At 68.3% G+C, this 12,535-nt stretch carries 11 protein-coding genes; 5 read left to right on the top strand and 6 right to left on the bottom strand.

The features are described from left to right. From AB8P05_RS24570 to AB8P05_RS24560, 3 genes are all read left to right on the top strand, one after another. On the top strand, window positions 1-1,449 hold the full coding sequence (locus tag AB8P05_RS24570) for a sensor domain-containing diguanylate cyclase (RefSeq protein ID WP_472760792.1): 1,449 nt from the start codon (window positions 1-3) through the stop codon (window positions 1,447-1,449). A gap of 379 nt (window positions 1,450-1,828) precedes the next feature. Further along, window positions 1,829-2,809 (top strand): pyridoxal-phosphate dependent enzyme, encoded by a 981-nt coding sequence (locus AB8P05_RS24565; RefSeq protein ID WP_472760791.1) that lies wholly within the window; start codon window positions 1,829-1,831, stop codon window positions 2,807-2,809. Between the two features lie 257 nt (window positions 2,810-3,066). Beyond that, window positions 3,067-3,732 (top strand): YitT family protein, encoded by a 666-nt coding sequence (locus AB8P05_RS24560; protein ID WP_472760790.1) that lies wholly within the window; start codon window positions 3,067-3,069, stop codon window positions 3,730-3,732. A 15-nt stretch (window positions 3,733-3,747) separates the two neighbouring features. Here AB8P05_RS24560 and AB8P05_RS24555 read toward each other — a convergent pair whose 3' ends face one another. The 4 genes from AB8P05_RS24555 to AB8P05_RS24540 all read right to left on the bottom strand — a co-directional run bounded on the left by AB8P05_RS24555 (window position 3,748) and on the right by AB8P05_RS24540 (window position 8,220). After that, entirely contained in the window at window positions 3,748-4,470 is a 723-nt protein-coding gene (locus tag AB8P05_RS24555) for a fused DSP-PTPase phosphatase/NAD kinase-like protein (protein WP_455174932.1), read from the bottom strand. A 66-nt stretch (window positions 4,471-4,536) separates the two neighbouring features. After that, entirely contained in the window at window positions 4,537-5,535 is a 999-nt protein-coding gene (locus AB8P05_RS24550; protein ID WP_472760789.1) for a hypothetical protein, read from the bottom strand. 5 nt (window positions 5,536-5,540) lie between these two features. Beyond that, window positions 5,541-6,584 carry a hypothetical protein gene (locus tag AB8P05_RS24545; RefSeq protein WP_472760788.1) on the bottom strand — a complete coding sequence of 348 codons (1,044 nt, stop codon included), beginning with the start codon at window positions 6,582-6,584 and terminating at the stop codon, window positions 5,541-5,543. A 109-nt stretch (window positions 6,585-6,693) separates the two neighbouring features. Beyond that, window positions 6,694-8,220: a bifunctional metallophosphatase/5'-nucleotidase gene (locus AB8P05_RS24540; RefSeq protein WP_472760787.1), complete on the bottom strand. Its 1,527-nt coding sequence runs from the start codon at window positions 8,218-8,220 to the stop codon at window positions 6,694-6,696. A gap of 179 nt (window positions 8,221-8,399) precedes the next feature. Here AB8P05_RS24540 and AB8P05_RS24535 point away from each other — a divergent pair, with 179 nt between their 5' ends. After that, complete coding sequence (locus AB8P05_RS24535; RefSeq protein ID WP_472760786.1) at window positions 8,400-9,098, top strand: type 1 glutamine amidotransferase; 699 nt, start codon at window positions 8,400-8,402, stop codon at window positions 9,096-9,098. Here the strand turns inward: AB8P05_RS24535 and AB8P05_RS24530 are convergent. Together AB8P05_RS24530 and AB8P05_RS24525 are read right to left on the bottom strand one after the other, a co-directional pair. After that, on the bottom strand, window positions 9,055-10,722 hold the full coding sequence (locus AB8P05_RS24530) for an NTP transferase domain-containing protein (RefSeq protein ID WP_472760785.1): 1,668 nt from the start codon (window positions 10,720-10,722) through the stop codon (window positions 9,055-9,057). The genes AB8P05_RS24535 and AB8P05_RS24530 overlap by 44 nt on opposite strands. 109 nt (window positions 10,723-10,831) lie before the next feature. Next, complete coding sequence (locus tag AB8P05_RS24525; RefSeq protein WP_472760784.1) at window positions 10,832-11,806, bottom strand: choline ABC transporter substrate-binding protein; 975 nt, start codon at window positions 11,804-11,806, stop codon at window positions 10,832-10,834. Between the two features lie 152 nt (window positions 11,807-11,958). Here AB8P05_RS24525 and betI point away from each other — a divergent pair, with 152 nt between their 5' ends. Then, window positions 11,959-12,534 (top strand): transcriptional regulator BetI, encoded by a 576-nt coding sequence (betI, locus tag AB8P05_RS24520; protein WP_455174925.1) that lies wholly within the window; start codon window positions 11,959-11,961, stop codon window positions 12,532-12,534. Window position 12,535: the final 1 nt, after the last annotated feature.

The following is a 12,535-nucleotide window of genomic DNA, read 5'->3' as shown; positions in this document are numbered from 1 at the left end:
ATGCAAACCTCGACTGGACAGGACGCGTCCGAAATCACGTCTCCCGACGACCTGCTGTTCGACGACGAACAGGCGGAGCCATCGTTGGATAGGCCGTCGACGGGCGAGGCGCCCTGGCCAATTCTGGTGGTCGACGACGACGAGCAGGTGCATGCGATGACGCGCGTGCTTCTGAACGATTTCGAGTTTGAAGGCCGCCGCTTCGCCATCGTCAGCGCCTTTTCCGCAGCGGAGGCGCAGGCGATCCTGGCCGAGCGGACGGACCTGCCGGTGGTCCTGCTGGATGTGGTGATGGAGACCCATGACGCCGGGCTGCGGCTGGTCCATCACATCCGCCGCGACCTGGGCAACCGCCATATCCGCATCATCCTGCGCACCGGCCAGCCCGGTCAGGCGCCGGAGCGCGAGGTGATCGTCGCCTACGACATCAACGACTACAAGAGCAAGGCCGAGCTGACAGCGCAGAAGCTGTTCACCAGCCTGATCGGCGCGGTGCGCGGCTGGCGCGACCTCGTCACCATCGAGACGCTGAACCATTCTCTGGAACGCCGGGTCGCCGAGCGCACTGCGGAACTGGAGCGGCAGACCGCGCTGGCCGACGAACAGCGGCGCTTCATCGAGAATCTGGTGGAGATGATGCCGAGCCCGGTCTGGTACCGCGACGCCGCCGGCCGCAGCACACTGTGCAACCGGGCCTTCCGGGAACTCTTCCCGGATGCGGATGACGGCATCGAATGGACCGTCGACGGGCGGGGGCGGACGGGCACCGGCAGCGAGACCTATTCCTTCGAAACCAGCGTGATCGGTCCGGATGGAGCGCCGCGCGAATTGCTGGTGGTGAAGCGCCCGCTGATCGGGGCGGACGGTGCGGCTGCCGGCCTGATCGGCATCGCCACCGACATCACCGAACGCCGCCGGATGGAGCATGAACTGCATCGTCTGGCCACCACCGATCCGCTGTCCGGCGCCCACAACCGCCGCCACATCCTGGATCTGCTGGAACGGCTGCTGACCGGGCGGGCGGAGGCGGAGCACAGGCCGGCGGCTGGGCCGGCCTGCCTTCTCATGCTCGACATCGACCATTTCAAGCGCATCAACGACGAACTGGGCCATGCTGCCGGCGATGCCGCCATCCGCAGCGTGGTCGAGGAGATCCGCCGCCACCTGCGGGCAAGCGACCAGATCGGTCGCATCGGCGGCGAGGAGTTCGCGATCCTGCTGGCCGATACCGGGCGGGCCGGCGGCGCCGCCATCGCCGAACGGCTGCGGGACGGTCTGGCGGCGCTGGCGATTCCGTTGCCCGACGGCCGCCACTTCCGGCTGACCGGCAGTTTCGGCCTGACCGAGATCCATCCGCTGGAGGATACGGTGGAAAGCGTGCTGGGGCGCGCCGACCAAGCGCTCTACCGTGCCAAGGCATTGGGGCGGAACAGGGTCGAGCTGAACTGACGGCGAAAGACGGTCTGCGACATTTTGCTCGATGACGGCTTGACCGCCGCCGCGGCAGCGGGTATTCAGATCCTATGAACACCACCGCCACCATGCGAATGCGAATTACCGGCCCGGCGCTCTGAGCGTCGGACAGTTGCCGTCTTCGTGTTCAATGGTCGTGTGGAGTGTGTGGCGTGTCGCTGCACCATGTGGTCGCCGGAACCCTCAATCCGGTTCATGACAAGTCCAACCGTCTGACCGCTGTCGCGGCGCCGCTCTCCGGTGTCCGTCTCGGCGAGCGAATGTGTGGCTCGGCGCGAATTATTCACCCGGTCCGCTGAGGCGGTCCGGGTCAAGCCCGTCCTACCCGAAAATTCGTTCGTCGAGGAATTTCGCGATGCTCACCGCGCATGCCGATGCCGCGCGCACCCTGTCCGTCTGCACGCCTGTCCACACCCCCGCGTTCGACGAGGACCGCCTGCCGGCCTGGCTGCCGTTGTCGGCGGTCACCGACGCCGCCCGCCGACTGTCCGGTCAGATCGTCCGCACGCCCCTGCTTCATGCGTCGGCCCTGGGCCGGGACCTGTGGCTGAAGGCGGAGGTGTTCCAGGCCACCGGCGCCTTCAAGGAACGCGGTGCTCTGAACCGCCTGCTGCGTCTGACCGCGCCGGAACGGGCCGGCGGGGTGGTGGCGATGTCGGCGGGCAACCACGCGCAGGGCGTGGCGCTGCACGCGGCCCGGCTGGGGGTGAAGGCCACCATCGTGATGCCGGAGACGGCGCCGCGCTGCAAGGTTGAGCGGACCGCCGCCTTCGGGGCCGAGGTGGTGCTGCACGGCGCCACGGTGGGCGAGGCCAAGGGCAAGGCGCTGGAACTGGCGGCGGAGCGGCGCCTGACCTTCCTCCACCCCTATGACGATCCCGACGTGATCGCCGGCCAGGGCACCGTCGGGCTGGAGATCCTCGCCGACCGTCCGGATGTCGACACGGTGGTGGTTCCCGTCGGCGGCGGCGGGCTTCTGGCCGGCGTCGCCGCCGCGGTGAAGGCGCAGCGCCCGCGCGTGCGGGTGATCGGCGTGCGGTTGGCCCGGCGCGGCGGCCCGACGCTGGCAGACGGCATCAACGTCCACGCGCTGGGCAAACTGCCCCAGGCCATCGTGGACACGCTGGTCGACCGGGTGGTCGAGGTCGAGGAAGCGGAGATCGCCGCGGCGATGCGCGCCCTGCACGGCTCCTTCGGCGTCGTGGCCGAGGGAGCCGGCGCCGCCGGCGTCGCCGCGGTGCTTGCCGGCCGGCTGGGACGGACCGGACGGACGGTGGCGGTGCTGAGTGGTCGCAACGTGGACGGCGACACGCTGGCGCGGACCTTGGCGGCGTGATTCCCTTCCGTTCATTTTCAATTGCTACGGTCTTTTACCCCCTCCCCATCCCTCCCCCGCACTCGGCCGTTGGCCGACCGAGCGGCTGCGGGGGAGGGTTAGGGAGGGGGCAAACAAGCCGGCACCAAAGGACCGCCGCCGCACCCGATCCCCCGCAAATCGCATAGCTCCCTTCTTCGCCGAAGTGAAGTATGGATAGGTCAGCAGAAATGACCTATATTGGCGCTCGCGTGTAAACACACAGGCGAAGCCGAAGGGTGATTGGCATGACGAACAATTCTGCCCCGACTATTTCGTCATCCCCTGCATCGGTCACTTACGAGCGCCCGAAGGCGGCGCACAGTGTCTTTGATAATTTGCAAGGACAACTGTTCGGCGTCGTCATGACGTCGTTCGGCATTGCCATTCTCCATGCCGCCGGGCTGGTCACCGGACAGGCGGCAGGGTTGAGCTTCGTGATTTCCTACGCAACGGGCATCGACTTTGGAATTCTGTTCTTCCTGGTCAACCTGCCCTTCTATTTCCTTGCGCTGGCCCGCATCGGCGTCGGCTTCACGGTCAAGTCGCTGGTCGCGGTGACCGGCATCGCCGTGCTGTCCAGCCTGCTGCCGTCGATGATGAGCTTCAGCGCCATCAACCCCTATGTCGCCGCGGTGCTGGCGGGATTCTGCGTAGGGATCGGGGTGATCGGGCTGTTCCGCCATGGCGCCAGCGGCGGCGGGGTCGGCATCCTCGCCTTCTACCTGCAGGAGAAGACCGGCTTCCGCGCCGGCTGGCTGCAGTCGCTGTTCGATCTGGCGGTGTTCTCCGCCGCCGCCTTCGTGCTGGACTGGCCGGCGCTGCTCGCCTCGATCCTGGGAGCGGCGGTCCTGAATGCCTTCGTCGCCTTCAACCACCGCGCCGACTGGTATGTCGCCCGCTGAACGGAGCGGGCCGCCTTATTCGCGGCCCAGCACCCGGTCCACCACGGCATCGGCCCATTCGCGCGAGCGGAAGCTCGCCTTGGCTTCGACCGGGTCGTAGACACGCTCCACCCAGTCCCAGAACTCGATCGGGCGCTTCTGGTTGTAGGCCGCATACAGCTCGAAGAAGTAATCGAGGATGCCGGTCTTGGCCTGCTTGAAGTGGCCGTAGCGCCAGGACAGCTGTTTCATCGCCTGGTCGAGCGGCTGGCCCTCATGGGCGAACAGGTACAGCGTCGACATGAAGCCGGCGCGGTCCGCGCCCGACTTGCAATGCATCAGCGCCGGATAGGTCATGGTCTTGAACAGCTCGCGCGCCTTCAGAAGGGTTTCCTTCTTCGGCATGTCGCGGGAGTTCACCGGGAAATCGACCAGCTCCAGCCCATGGGCGCGGCAGGCCTCCGCCTCCAGGATGTAGGAGGCGCAGTCGCGCGAACCGCGCAGGTTCAGGATCGTCTTGATCCCGTTGCGCGCCGCCGCCGCGATGTGCGAGGGCGAGGGCTGGCTCGCCCGGTACATGTTGGGCGAGATGCGGTAGGTGTTCGAATAGATCAGCCGGAAGCAGGCGTGGTCGATGAACACGCTTTCCAGATGGCCGAGCGCACGCTGCCACGGCGTCGCCATGCGGCTGCGGCTGCGCTTGATCGCGTCGGCCAGCGCGGTGGTGGTGACCGCCCGCAGATAGCTTTTCTTCGCCAACTTAGACCTTTCGACTCTGACGGAACGCCAACATAGGCATGGTCGCCGTTCCGTCAAGCGCCCCCGTTAAGCCGACTTCCCCTGAAGCCGCACATACATGCCGTATTGCGCGGCCAGGGTCAGCACGATTTCCATGTACAGGTTGATCAGGCCGTTGGCGTAGAAGGCCGGGCAGCCGGTGTAGTGGCGTTCCCCCGCCATCGCGGTCGGCTCGATCAGGTCGGTGTTCAGGACGATCAGATCCTTGTCCGGATCGTAGAGGAAGGCCGACTGGTCGGTGCGCAGCGGGTGGATGGCCTGGTGGTCGTCGGCCTCGATCTTTCCCGCCGCCATGAACTGGCACAGCATGCCCAGGCTGCCCATGGCGAGCGGCAGCACCTGCTTCAGGCTGCGGCGGGCGAGGTCGTCATAGGCGGCGGCCTCCAGCCCCGGACGCAGCAGCGGGGCGGCCTCCACCAGATTCCAGCAGACATGCAGCGCGGTGTGGCTGCCGGTCTTGGTAATCGACAGCATGTCGTAGCCGGACGGCCCGTGCAGGACCGACTTCTGCAGTTCGCGCCCCAGCACATAGCCGGCGGCGGCCATGTCGGTGATGGTTCCCTCGGTCCGGCAGCGGTCCTCCTCCACCATCACCTTGATCGCCCAATCCTTGATGATGGCGTCCAGCAGGTGGCAGACCGAATCGCGCAGGAAGCCGACCACGCGGTCGGGATCGGCGGCCTCGATGCCGGTGGGATCGGCGAAGTCCAGCCCGTGGGGCGACTCCGGCGGGGTGGACAGCACCAGATGGCCGGCATCGTCCAGCGGCATGCGGGCGATGATGTGTTCCCGCAGGTCGGCATAGAGGAAGCCCAGCAGGGTGTTGATCGCGACCTTCTCGAAATCCTCCTTGCGGGTGTCGGCATGGGCCGGGCAATGGCCGGCCAACGTCAGCAACTCCTCGCTCAGCAGATAGTTCGGGTCCTCGGCGATGCGGTGCAGGATGGGCGCGAGGTTGATCCGGGTCATCCCGGCCTCCTCATGCGCGGAGGCGTAGGTGAGCGCGAAGTCGTTGGTCCGGGCCATCGGGCTCAGCCCTCCTGCAGGCGGTCGTAGACGGAGTATTCCAGGGCCAGCCCGGCCACGATGTCCAGATACAGCTTGATCAGGTTCGTCGTGTAGAAGGCCGGGCAGCCGGTGTAGTAGCGCTCGCCCGGCTTGGCGAAGGTCACGATGGGATCGGCGTTCAGCCGGATCAGCCCGTTGCCGTCCAGCACGAAGGCGGTCTGGTCCTTGGGCAGCCGGTGCACCGCCAGCCCGTCGGCCGGCTCGATCCCGCTTTCCTCCATGTAATGCACCAGCATCCCAAGGCTGGCCATCGACAGCGGCACGATCTGCTTCAGGCTGCGGTGGACGAGGTCGTTGTAGAAGGCGGCATCGCGCCCCGGCACCAGCAGCGGGGCCGCCTCCACCAGCGCCCAGCAGATGTGGATCGCGGTGTGGCTGCCGGTCTTGGTGATCGACAGCATGTCGTAGCCGGCGCGCTGGTAGAGCGGCGAATGTTCCAGCACGTTGCGCAGGACGAAGGTCGCCGCCGCCTCCAGCGAGATGGCGCCGGAGCCCTGGGAGCGGAAATACTCCTCCTCCCGCACCAGATCGACGGCCCAGCCGGTGATGAGGCCGTCCAGCAGGTGGCAGGTGGCGTCGCGCAGGACGGAGCAGAGGACGTCCGGCGCCGCCGCGGCCATGGCGGCGCGGTCGGCCGGGTCCAGCCCGTGCGGCGAGCGCGGCGGGATCGGCAGCATCGGCCGTCCCTCCGCATCGAAGGGCAGCTTTTCGGCGATGTGGTCGCGCAGCCGGTTGAACAGCAGGGCCAGCAGGCTGTTGACTGCCACCTTGTCGGCGTCGTCCTGCGGGATCGGCGGAGCGCCATCCGCAGCTCCGTCGGTCTTGCCGGCATGGAACGGGCACTGGCCGCCGCCCTGCCGGAATTCCTCGCTGAACAGGAAGTGCGGCTCCGCCTGGATGCGCTGCAGGATATGGGCGATCGACACCCGGCCCAGACCGGCCTCGCCATGGGCGGTGTTGAAGGTCTGGGCGAAGTCGTTGGAACGGCTGGGCAGGGTATCGGACATGCGGCGGCTTCCGGCGCGGATATAGGGCGGACGGGCTACCCTAAAGGGAAATGCCGCAACCGCGCAACGGAGTGTCGCGCCGCGGCCCGATAATGTCCCGGCGGCTGCGTTATTTTGCCACGATCCGGCCTTCGACCGCGGACGTGACCATTTTCTTGGATTCGACGTAATTCATCACGATGGTCGCCAGCAACACCGCCCCGGATGCATCGACGATCACTTTGGCACGCGGGAAGGCGGCATAGCCGTCGCCGCCCTTCAGCATGAAATCGTTGGTAGCGACGCGGTAGGTCGCCTGCGGGTCGACGGGCTTGCCGCCCACCGTCACCGCGGTCACACGGCGCCCGGCCGGCGCCTTGGGATCGTAGGTCATGGTCAGGCCCGAAACCTGGGGAAAGCGGCCGGCCTTCTCCTCCACCTTGCCGACGCCGTGTTCCAGGGTGGAGATCAGGTCCTGCCCCGACATCTCCACCAGCACCCCGACATTGCCGAAGGGCAGTTCGGCGAAGATGTCCTTGCGGGTCAGCCTGGACCCCGCGGGGTGCAGCGCGTCGGCGCGGATGCCGCCGCCGTTGGTGATGGCGACGTCAGCCTTCAGCGTCTCGCGCAGGGCGTCGGCGATCAGGTTGCCCATGCTAGCTTCCCGGCTGCGCACCACGTCCTTGCGGCTGTCCAGTTCGGTCGCGGTGGTGCCGATCACCGCGGCGAGGTCGTTGTCGAGCCGTTTGGTGTAGCCCTCCACCACCGCCTCCACCTCCGGGTCCGGGGCGACGCCGGCAGTGGTGACGAAGCGCCATTCGGTCGGCAGGGTGGTGGTCGCCGGTCCCTTGCCGGCATCCCTGGTTTCGACCGCCAGCTTGACGATGCCGAGATATCGCGCGTCCTGCCCCGCCTTAAGGATCAGGGTGGAGCCCTCATAGAAGCTGATCGGGTCATGGTCGTGGCCGCCCAGGATCAGGTCGATGCCCTTGACCTTGGAGGCCAGTTGCCGGTCCTCCTCGATGGTCAGGTGGGTCAGCGCCACCACGACCGCCGCCCCCTTGGTACGCAACTCCTTCACCGCGGCGGCGGCCGTTTCCAGCACCGGGGGGAAGCTGAGGCTGGGTCCGGCGCTCGACAGCCGGGCGGTGTCGGGGGTGATCAGGCCGATGAAGCCGACGGTGATGCCGTCGACCGTCCGGGTCCAGCTCGGCACCGTCGTCGCGAAGGCGGAGCCGTCGGCGGCGCGCACATTGGTGCCGATCCAGGGGAACTTCGATTCGGCCATCCGCTTCTTCAGCGCGTCGGGACCGAAGTCGAATTCATGGTTGCCGAAGGTCACCGCATCGACGCCGATGGCGTTGAACAGCGTGATCATCTGTTCGCCCTGCGTCGTGCCCGACAGTAGCGACGGCGACAGGAAATCCCCGCCGACGGTGGTGAATGCACCGGGGGCGGAGGCGCGTTCGCGCTTCAGCAGCGTCATCAGCGGCCCGAACCCGCCCTGTCCCTTCACCGGCGCGATCTCGTACACGTCGTTGATGTGCAGGAAGGTCAGCGAGCCGTTCTGCGCCCAGGCGGGGAAGGCGGGCAAGGCCATGCCGAGGATGGCGGCGAACAGCGGGGCGGCGAGAAGGTGGCGGGGGCGGAACGGCATGGGGCGGACCTCCGGCAGGAAGACGGTGCTCGGCGCACTCTAGACCAGCGGCCCGGCGCCGCGCATAGCGGCTTTGCGGGGCGGAGCATGGGATCCGGAGCGCCTGCGGCTTGAACTCCGCCCGCGACGGTCTCACAACTTGATGACACCCGTGCCAACGACGCGAGCCGAGCAGACCCATGCGCATCCTGGTCGTTCAGAACAGCCGCACCGCTCCCATCGGTCTGGTGGGCGACGCGCTGACCGACAACGGCGCCACCCTCCACACCATCGCCGCCAACGAGGGGGAGGCGATCCCCGACAAGGACGGCTATGCCGGCCTCGTGGTTCTGGGCGGTCCGCAGGACGCCTGGGACGACGAGAAGGGTCCGCATTTCGGCCGGGTGATGGAGGTGATCCGCGACTTCACCGACGCCGAGCGGCCGGTGATGGGCATCTGCCTGGGCGCGCAGCTCGCCGCCCGCGCCTATGGCGCCAAGGTCTACCGCCACACCACGCCGGAACTGGGTATCCACCGCGTCAGCCTGACCGACGGCGCACAGGACGATCCGCTGCTGGGCGGCTTCGGTTCGGAGTTGAACCTCGCCCAGTGGCACTACGACACCTTCGAGTTTCCCGAGGGCGCGGTGCCGCTGGCGTATAGCGAGGCGTGCGACCGGCAGGCCTTCCGGCTCGGCCGCGCCACTTACGCCTTCCAGTTCCACCCCGAGGCGACCGGCGACATCCTGCGCGGCTGGGCCTCGCGCATCCGGGAGGAGGCGCGGGAGAGCAATGCCGAGATGCTGCACGGGCTGGAGGACTCCATCGCCACCCATCTGCCGGTGGCGGAGGAGTTCACCCGCGCGATGACCCGGCGCTGGCTGGATCTGGCGCGCTGATTACACCGCTGCCGGCGGTCTCGGCGAAGCGCGCCAGCAGGTCGGGGGTGTCGACGTCATAGAGGATGCCGGCATCCTCCATCGGCACCTCGCACAGCCGGTCGGCATGCTGGCCGATCAGCCGCTTCGCCCCGGCGTCGCCGGTCAGCGCCGCCATCTCGGTGAAGAAGGCACGGTCCCACAGCACCGGGTTGCCCTGCTTGCCATGGGTGGTCGGCACGCAGATGGCGCGGCCTTCCAGCGGGCTGTAGGCGGCGACCAGCCGGTCGATCACGGCGGACGCCACCCGCGGCATGTCGCCCAGGCACACCACCACCGCATCCGACTCGCTCGGCACCGCCGCCAGCCCGGCGCGCAGTGAACTGCTCAGCCCCTCCGCAAAGGCGGGGTTGTGGACGAAGGTCACCGGGCGGTCGGCCAGCGCCCGCGCCACGCTTTCCCCCTGATGGCCGGTGACGACGATGACGTTGACGGCCTGGGAGGCCAGGGCGGCATCGACTGCACGGGCCACCAGCGGCGCGCCGTTCACCTCCGCCAGCAGCTTGTTGGTCGCCCCCATCCGGCTGGAGCGTCCGGCAGCCAGCACCAGGGCGGTGACGCGCGGCGCCCGCGGCGTCTCCGCCGCCATGCCGGCCCGCGGCAGGGGCCGTGTCGGAATCTCGGCCAGCAGACCGCCGACACCCATCCGCATCACCTCCGCCCTGCCCGGCGGCACGCCCGCCGCAATCCGCTGCAGCACCCAGTCGAAGCCGTTCAGCTTTGGCGAACGGGCGCAGCCCGGCAGGCCCAGCACCGGCCGATCCCCGCGCCGGGCCAGCAGCAGCAGGTTGCCGGGATCCACCGGCATGCCGAAATGCTCCACCAAGCCGCCCGCCCGCTCGATGGCGGCGGGCAGCACGTCGCGCCGGTCGGTGATGGCCGAGGCGCCGGCGATCAGCAGCAGGTCCGCAGGCGGCATCGCGGCGATTAGGTCCGCCAGCGCGTCCTCGTCGTGTGCACAGCGCGCCTCATGGACCAGTGTGCCGCCGAGAGCCTCCAGCCGCTCCCGCGTCACCGCCACGGTCTTGTCGAGAACGCTGTCCTTCACTCCCGGCAGCCGGGTCTGGATCAGCGCTGCCGTCAGCGGTCGGTAGGGCACCACGGCCAGCGGCGCCGGCCCGTCGGCCGCCAGCCGCTCAGCTTGATCCACCGCGGCGGCGGGGGCGGCGAAGGGGATGATCTTGACCGTCGCCAGCATTTGGCCCGGCTCGACCGGGGCGTAATCCGGCAGGGTTGCGATGGTGACGCTCTCGTCGATGGCGTTGATCGCGTCGATGCGGGCCGGGTCGAGGCGGAGCAGCCCGCGCGCCTCGGCGAACAGGTTGACGCGGCCGGTGAAGGCAGCGGCGACCTGTACGGCCCCGCCCGCCACCGCGGCGGCGATGCGGGTGGCGGCGGCGTCCTCCGCGATGTCGGCATCGGACAGCTTCGCGGCAATCACCTCGCCGACGCCGGCCTCCCGCAGGGCCGCCACGTCCCCGGCCGACAGCCGCCGGCCCTTCTTGAAGGCCAGCGCCCCCAGGCGGAGCGAATGGGCGAGGATGGCGCCCTCTGCGTCGGACAGGGGTAGCGGGCCGAAAAACATGGGGGCTCCGGGCGGGCACGAAGGAATGTCCACCGATATGGCGTCCGCAACACGGCCAAGCAATGGGCCGGTCGCTTCCGCGTCCCTCTCAGCCGGAGCCCCCGTCAGGTCACGACTTCACGGCCACGCCCAGCTTGGCCTGTACGGCTTCCAGGCCGTCCTTGCCGTCGATGGTGGTGACGCCGTTCAGCCAGCCCTTCAGCACCTCGGGGTTCTTCTTCAGCCAGGCCTTGGCGGCGGCTTCGGGCTTCTTGTTGCCGTTCATGATGTCGTCCATCACCGCGTTCTCCATGTCCAGCGTGAAGGACAGGTTGGACAGCAGCTTGCCGACATTCGGGCATTCGGCGGCATAGTCCTTGCGGACGTTGGTGGCGACGGTGGCGCCGCCCAGGTTGGGACCGAACCAGTCGTCGCCGCCCTCCAGATAGGTCAGCTCGAAGCTCTTGTTCATGGGATGCGGCTCCCAGCCCAGGAACACGACCCAGCCCTTGCCGCGGGTGGCCCGCTTCACTTCGGCCAGCATTCCGGCCTCGCTGGATTCCACCAGCTTGAAGTCCTTCAGGCCGAAGGCGTCGGCCTTCAGCATCTTGTCGATGATGAGGTTGCCGTCGTTGCCGGCCTCGATGCCGTAGATCTTGCCGCCCAGCTTGTCCTTGAACTTCGCGATGTCGGCGAAGGTCTTCAGCCCGGCATCGGCGGCGTATTTCGGAACGGCCAGCGTGTATTTGGCGCCTTCCAGGTTGACGCGCGTCACCTCGACCGAGCCGTCCTCCAGCACCGGCTTCAGGAAGGGCTCCATCGTCGGCATCCAGTTGCCGAGGAAGACGTCCAGCGACTTGGTCTTCAGCCCAGTATAGACCAGCGGCACCGACGACATGGTGGTGGTCGGCTTGTAGCCCAGCGCGTCCAGCGTGACGGAGGCGAGTGCCGTCGTCGCCGCGATGTCGGTCCAGCCGACGTCGCCGAAGCGCACCGCCTTGCAGGATGCCGGATCGGCGGCCAGCGCCCCGCCGGCACCCAGCGCCACCGCCGCCGCGACGCCGACGCCCGCGATCCCCTTGGCCAGGGCCATCCATCCGCTCATGTCCTCAACTCCTCTTTCCTGTGTTTTCCGTTCGTCCGGTCTGCCGTTTTCGTCATCGACGGAGCGGCGAAAATGGCGCATTTGTTACCGCCCAAGCCAAGGTGCCGGTTGCGGCCGGCCGTGGCGGAGATGGACAGGAGACCGCTCGCCCCATGCCCAAAGTCGGAATGGAACCGATCCGCCGCCGTCAGTTGATCGACGCGACCATCGCCTCGATGGGCGAGCACGGGCTGGCCGACACCACGGTCCAGACGATCAGCCGCGGGGCCGGCGTGTCGCCCGGCATCATCCATCATTATTTCGGCGGCAAGGACGAACTGCTGGCCGCCACCATGCGCAGCATGCTGCAGCAGCTGCGCGACGATGCGACCCAGCGGCTGGCGACGGCCGACTCGCCGCGCGCGCGGCTGGAAGCCATCGTCGACTGCAACTTCGCTCCCGGCCAGTTCGAGCCGCGGGTGGTCGCGGCCTGGCTGGGATTCTGGGCGCAGGCGCCACACAACCCGGCGCTGTCGCGCCTGCAGCGCATCAACGCCCGCCGCCTGCATTCCAACCTGTTGCATGCCCTGCGCCCCCTGCTGCCGGCTGAACGGGCGGAGCGGGTGGCGGTCGGGCTGGCGGCGATGATCGACGGGCTGTGGCTGCGCTTCGCCCTGACCGGCGCCATCGACGGCAGCGCCGCGCGGGCGGTGGCGCTGGGCTACCTCGATTCCGAACTGAACGCCTGAC

This window comes from Azospirillum sp. VT-I1 (assembly GCF_055698305.1).
This window is presented reverse-complemented; position numbering and strand designations above follow the sequence as displayed.

Excerpts from the sequence above, each read along its gene's own strand:
- AB8P05_RS24540 (WP_472760787.1), bottom strand. The coding sequence starts at position 8,220 with ATGCCGTTCCGCCCCCGCCACCTTCTCGCCGCCCCGCTGTTCGCCGCC.
- AB8P05_RS24525 (WP_472760784.1), bottom strand. The coding sequence starts at position 11,806 with ATGAGCGGATGGATGGCCCTGGCCAAGGGGATCGCGGGCGTCGGCGTC.
- AB8P05_RS24545 (WP_472760788.1), bottom strand. The coding sequence starts at position 6,584 with ATGTCCGATACCCTGCCCAGCCGTTCCAACGACTTCGCCCAGACCTTC.
- AB8P05_RS24570 (WP_472760792.1), top strand. The coding sequence starts at position 1 with ATGCAAACCTCGACTGGACAGGACGCGTCCGAAATCACGTCTCCCGAC.
- AB8P05_RS24535 (WP_472760786.1), top strand. The coding sequence starts at position 8,400 with ATGCGCATCCTGGTCGTTCAGAACAGCCGCACCGCTCCCATCGGTCTG.
- AB8P05_RS24550 (WP_472760789.1), bottom strand. The coding sequence starts at position 5,535 with ATGGCCCGGACCAACGACTTCGCGCTCACCTACGCCTCCGCGCATGAG.
- AB8P05_RS24565 (WP_472760791.1), top strand. The coding sequence starts at position 1,829 with ATGCTCACCGCGCATGCCGATGCCGCGCGCACCCTGTCCGTCTGCACG.
- betI (WP_455174925.1), top strand. The coding sequence starts at position 11,959 with ATGCCCAAAGTCGGAATGGAACCGATCCGCCGCCGTCAGTTGATCGAC.
- AB8P05_RS24530 (WP_472760785.1), bottom strand. The coding sequence starts at position 10,722 with ATGTTTTTCGGCCCGCTACCCCTGTCCGACGCAGAGGGCGCCATCCTC.